At 71.9% G+C, this 5404-nt stretch carries 6 protein-coding genes; all 6 read left to right on the forward strand.

The features are described 5' to 3' along the window. Positions 1 to 129 precede the first annotated feature (129 nt). Genes FF041_RS02045 through FF041_RS02070 form a run of 6 tightly spaced genes read left to right on the forward strand, consistent with a single transcriptional unit; the run spans position 130 to position 5341 of the window. The gene (locus tag FF041_RS02045; protein WP_323390977.1) at positions 130 to 1446 is read left to right on the forward strand and encodes an aspartate aminotransferase family protein; all 1317 of its coding nucleotides are present in this window, start codon (positions 130 to 132) and stop codon (positions 1444 to 1446) included. 1 nt (position 1447) lies between these two features. After that, positions 1448 to 1957 carry a type II toxin-antitoxin system RatA family toxin gene (locus tag FF041_RS02050; protein WP_153482312.1) on the forward strand — a complete coding sequence of 170 codons (510 nt, stop codon included), beginning with the start codon at positions 1448 to 1450 and terminating at the stop codon, positions 1955 to 1957. Between the two features lie 4 nt (positions 1958 to 1961). Then, on the forward strand, positions 1962 to 2558 hold the full coding sequence (locus FF041_RS02055; RefSeq protein ID WP_194291903.1) for a hypothetical protein: 597 nt from the start codon (positions 1962 to 1964) through the stop codon (positions 2556 to 2558). Continuing rightward, entirely contained in the window at positions 2555 to 3229 is a 675-nt protein-coding gene (locus tag FF041_RS02060; RefSeq protein ID WP_228387979.1) for a flavin reductase family protein, read from the forward strand. The genes FF041_RS02055 and FF041_RS02060 overlap by 4 nt, the downstream gene beginning before the upstream one ends. A gap of 5 nt (positions 3230 to 3234) precedes the next feature. Further along, positions 3235 to 4281: a ferritin family protein gene (locus tag FF041_RS02065; protein WP_228387980.1), complete on the forward strand. Its 1047-nt coding sequence runs from the start codon at positions 3235 to 3237 to the stop codon at positions 4279 to 4281. 7 nt (positions 4282 to 4288) lie between these two features. Continuing rightward, entirely contained in the window at positions 4289 to 5341 is a 1053-nt protein-coding gene (locus FF041_RS02070; RefSeq protein ID WP_153520748.1) for a beta-ketoacyl-ACP synthase III, read from the forward strand. The last annotated feature ends 63 nt before the right edge of the window (positions 5342 to 5404 follow it).

The following is a 5404-nucleotide window of genomic DNA, read 5'->3' on the forward strand; positions in this document are numbered from 1 at the left end:
GGCCCCCCTGCCCCCTGACACCTCCTGGCCCCCTCTGATCTCCTACGGCACCACCCGTACCTCCCCAGATCCGTCCGAGCCCGCCCCGGCCCCTCGCGTCAACGGCCGGCGAAAGGAGCATCACTCGTGATCACTTCCCCGCAGACGCGCACCGTCGGCGGCAGCGGCCCGGGCGCCGCGTCCGACTTCGACAGCGAAGAAGAGATCCTCGGCCTGTACCGGGCCCATCTCAGCAAGGGCCGCGCCACGGTCGCCGAGCTCTTCGGCAGCCATATGGAGGTCTCCTCGCAGGGCGCCTGGCTCGACACCAGCGACGGCGAGCGGTTCCTCAACTGCGGCGGCTACGGCGTCTTCATCATGGGCGCCCGCCACCCCATCGTGATGGAGAGCATCGAACGCCAGCTGCACACCCACCCGGTCGCCACCCGCATCCTGCTGGAGCCGACCGTCGCCCGTGCCGCCGAGGCGCTGGTGTCGGTGGTGCCGGAGGGCCTGGACCGCATCCACTTCGCGGTGGGCGGCGCGGAGGCCGTGGAGACCGGGCTCAAGCTGGCCCGGGCCAACGGCTACCGGCGTTCGGTGTCGATGACCCGCGGCTACCACGGCAAGTCCATCGGCGCCCTCTCCGTGACGGCCAAGGAGGTCTATCAGAAGCCCTTCCGGCCGCTGCTGCCGGATGTGACCCATGTGCCGTTCGGCGACACCGAGGCGCTGGAGGCCGAGCTCTCGGCCCACCCCGGCGAGGTGTGCGTGATCCTGGAGCCGGTGCAGGGCGAGGGCGGTGTGATCATTCCGCCCAAGGGCTATCTCAAGCGGGTCGAGGAGCTGGTGCGCGAGCACGACGGCTTCCTGATCCTCGACGAGATCCAGACCGGCATGGGCCGTCTCGGCGAATGGTGGGGCGCGGATCTCGCGGGCATCACCCCGGATGTGCTGCTCGCGGGCAAGGCGCTCGGCGGCGGAGTGCTCCCGGTGTCGGCGGCGATCGCCGGCCGCAAGGTCTTCCGGCCGTTCGACAAGGACCCCTACATCCACACCGCGACCTTCTCGGGAGCGCCGCTGCTGATGGCGGCCGTGCAGGGCTCGATCCGGGCCATCCGGGAGGAGCGGCTGGTCAGCCGGGCGTCCGAGCTGGGTGCGCGGCTGCTGCCCGCCATCCGGGAGATCGCCCTCGGCAGCATCCCCGAGCTGGTGGTGGACGTACGCGGCGAGGGTCTGCTGATCGGAGTCGAGCTCATCGAGGGCGGTCTCGCCGGAGAGCTGCTGATCGAGCTGTTCAACCACGGCGTCGTCGCCAACCACTCCATGAACGGCAGCAGCGTCGTCCGCTTCACCCCGCCCGCGATCCTCACCGACGGTGAGGTCACCCATCTCCTGGACTCCTTCGAACTGGCCTGCCGCGATCTCGTCGCCAAGCGGGCGCAAATGCCGGAAGGCGGCAACTGATATGCGACACGTGGAACTCGCGGCTCTGGTGAAGGGCGCGAAGGCCGAGGACGTCCAGGCCGCGCTGGCCGCCTGGGAGCGCTACCCGGAGCTCGCCCCGCATGTGCGGGCGACCACCGTGCACTCCGGCTTCCCGGAGGAGACCGGCAGCTCCAGCTGGGAGCTGCACTTCCGCAGCGGGCTGCTGCGCTGGACCGAGGACGACGTCTTCGATGTGACGGCGCTGAAGACCAGTTTCACCCAGAGCGACGGCGACTTCGAGGAGTTCGACGGGGTCTGGTCCTTCCGCCAGCAGGACGACGACGTGCTGGTGGAGTTCGCCGGGGACTTCGACTTCGGGATTCCCTCGCTGGAGGGCATCCTCGACCCCATCGCCGAACGAGTGATCAAGGAGACGGTGGCCTTCGCCATCGCCGGCAGCTTCCCGTCGGTCACGGTGCTCGGCGAGGAGTCCGGCGGCGGGTCGGACGCCATGCAGGAGCCCGCGCAGCCCGCAGCGGCCCGGGGGTGAGGGCGTGGACCAGGTCAACGTCTTCGACACCCCGGTCACCGCCCGGCTCCATCGCGCGGAGTATCTCGTCGCGTTCGCCGCGACGATCACCCTGGGGATCATGCACATCGGGGACATCCGCTGGCTCCCCGCGGTCGGGCTGTTCCTCTACATCGATCTGATCGGGTACATCCCCGGGGCCATCGCCTACCGCCGCAGTACGACCAAACAGATATCCCGCGTCTACTACGTGCTCTACAACATCATGCACAGCCTGATCACCCAGGCCGCGGTCGCGGGCATCTGGTGCCTGACAGTCGGGCCCGAGTGGGCGCTGCTGGCGCTGCCGTTCCATCTCTTCGGCGACCGGGCCCTGTTCGGGAACTTCTACAAACCGTTCGGACTCCACTTCGAGCCGGTGCGCGAGCCCGGTTACGCGGCCCTGGTCGCGGAGGTGACGGCGCGCACCCAGGTGCCGCCGCTGCCCGAGGCCGCGGCGAGCGCTCCTGAGCCGGGCGCACCGGAAACGGCGAACGCGAAAGCGGGCGGACCGGATACGGCGAAGGCGGTGAGCGGGGCCGTCACGGTGCCCGCGCACGCCGGGGCGGGTGATCCCCGATGACCGCGCTGACCACCGGGATCTCCAGCCCGCTCTCCCCCGCCGTCGCCCCGCCTCCCACTCGTCCGCACACCGAGTCGATGCGGCGCAGACGCCGGGCCCTGCGGCACCTCGCCTCCGCCGTGACGGTGGTGACCGTACGGAACGGGGACCGGCTGCACGGAGCCACCGTGGGATCGGCCACGCTGGTCTCGCGGAACCCGCTGCTGCTGGGGCTGTGCCTGCGGTCCGGGTCGGCGACGGCCGGGCTGATCCGGGAAGAGGGCCGGTTCGCGGTCAATGTGCTGGCCGGCGACCAGGCGTCGGTGGCGCGCTTCTTCAGCGACCCGAACCGCCCGCTGGGGGCGGCCCAGTTCGCCGCCACCGGCTGGGACCCGGCCCCGGGCTCCGGCGCCCCGCTGCTCCGCGGAGCGCTGGCCCACTTCTCCTGCCGGATCGCCACCCAGGTGCTGGTCGGAGACCACGAAGTACTGCTCGCCCATGTGCACGACGCGGTCGCCCGCGATGGAAAGCCGCTGCTCAGCTATGACGGCAACCTCCACACCGTGGCGCAGCCGTCCGCCGGTCCCATAGCCGCGCACCCCGCGCCGGGCTTCCCCGGCGCGGCCGTCACAGCCGCCGCGCAGCCCGCACCCAGGCCCCGGCTGCACACGCCCATCGAACAGGAGGACTGACAGTCATGACCCTCATCGGGGCCCCCGAGACGGACTTCGACTCCGCGCCAGGGCTGCTGGACGGCGCCCGGGACCTGGAACTGACCGCCGAGCACTGCAATCTCGCGTACTGGATCACCCAGGTCGCCCAGGGCACGCTGCGCGGCCGGGGGGTGACCGGCCACGCCGAGAGCGCCCCCGTACCGGACTTCATGAAGGCGCCCGGCCCGCTGCGCGAGGCGCTCGTCCTGGAGCTGGGCTACCGCTCGCTCTCCGAGGACATCGCCACCCGGCTGCTGGCCCACTATGTGGCGAACGCGCCCGGCGTGGCCGAGCTGGAGTTCTTCGCGACCCAGCTCATCGACGAGGCCCGGCACGCACGGGTCTTCCGCAACCATCTGGTCGAGCTGGGCATGGAGCCGAAGACGCTGCTCGCCGACATCGACGAGATGGCGGCCGACTACCGCCGCCGGGTGCTTCAGCCGGTGGAGGACTTCACTCTCGACATCGTCCGCGACCAGCGCGACTTCGCCGGCGGCGTCGCCGTCTTCACCATCGTCATCGAGGGGGTGCTCGCCCCCGCCGCCGAGCTCAGCGAGCGCAAGTGGGACCCGCTGGACCCGGCCGCGGGAGAGATCTCCCGCGGGGCCGCGATCGACGAGATCCGGCATCTGACCGTGGGCAGCTCGGTCCTCCGCGACCATCTGGCCAGGTACCCCGAGTACCGGCCGCGGCTGATCGAGATCCTGGAGGCGGGCCGGGAGCTGTGGGACGCCGTCCCGGACCGCGAGTTCGTGATGCACCGCGAGGAGCTCTTCCAGAAGGGCATGCACGACCACGCGGACATCGTCGGCGACTACGAGATCTGGCCCGGCCGCCGGATGATCGAGACCACTCCGTCGGAGCGGTACGACATGGCGGAGTACTGGACCGACGAGATGGCCGTCGCCCGGATGGAGCACATGGGGCTGTCCGACGCGGTCGGCATCCTGGCGACCGGGACGAAGGCCCCGACCGCTCCCCCGGCCGAGACAGTCGCCGCCGCCGTCGCGGCGGCGGCGGAGCGGAGCTGAGGCCGCCATGACCGCCCGTGACGACCGGCCGGAAGGCCGCCCGGCCCCCGGCCGCCGCCCCGCGCCGGCCGCGGTGCTCACCGGTGTCGGCGGCTGGGTTCCCGACCAGGTGGTGACCAACTCCGATCTCTGCCGGCGGCTGGACACCTCCGACGAATGGATCCGCAGCCGGACCGGAATCGCCAGCAGGCGCATGGTCACCCCCGGCATGGCCACCTCCGATCTGGCGGTGGAGGCCGGGGCGCGGGCCCTGAAGTCGGCCGACGTGTCCCAGGTGGACGCGGTGGTCCTCGCCACCACCACCCCCGACCGGCCCTGCCCGGCCACCGCGCCCGATGTGGCGGCACGGCTGGGGCTGACCGGAGTCGCCGCGTTCGATGTGTCGGCGGTGTGCAGCGGATTCCTGTACGCGCTCGCCACGGCCCAGGGGCTGATCGCCGCCGGAGCGACGCGGCGGGCCCTGGTGATCGGGGCCGACGCGTTCACCACGATCGTCGACCAGGACGACCGGGGCACCGCCGTGATCTTCGCGGACGGGGCGGGCGCCGTGGTGCTCACGGCGGGCGACCCGGAGCAGCCGGGGGCCATCGGCCCGGTGGTGCTGGGCAGCGACGGCAGCGGCCGTGAGCTCATCGAAGTGCCGGGCGGGGGCTCCCTGGAGCGCTCGGCCCGCCGCGAGCCCGATCCCTCGGCCCGCTACTTCCGGATGCAGGGCCGCGAGATCTTCCGCCAGGCGGTACAGCGCATGTCGGAGGTCTCCCGCGAGGCGGTGGCGGCGAACGGCTGGCAGCTGGACGACCTGGACCGGGTCATCGCCCACCAGGCCAACAGCCGCATCCTCCAAGCGGTCGGGGACGAGCTCGGACTGCCCGCGGAGCGCCAGCTCAGCAATATCGACCACGTCGGCAACACCGGCGCGGCGTCCATCCCGCTGCTGCTCGCCGAGAGCGCGGAGAACGGCTCGCTCGCCGCCGGGCACCGGGTGCTGCTCACCGCCTTCGGCGGGGGGCTGGCCTGGGGGGCGACCACGCTCGTCTGGCCCGAACTGCGGGGGAGATGAGCCGGGGCGGCCACCGCGTTCGGCGAAGCCCGAACCAGAGCCGGAGCCGGAACCGGGATCCGA

It is taken from the genome of Streptomyces jumonjinensis, from assembly GCF_009600885.1.
GTDB classification, from domain to species: domain Bacteria; phylum Actinomycetota; class Actinomycetes; order Streptomycetales; family Streptomycetaceae; genus Streptomyces; species Streptomyces jumonjinensis.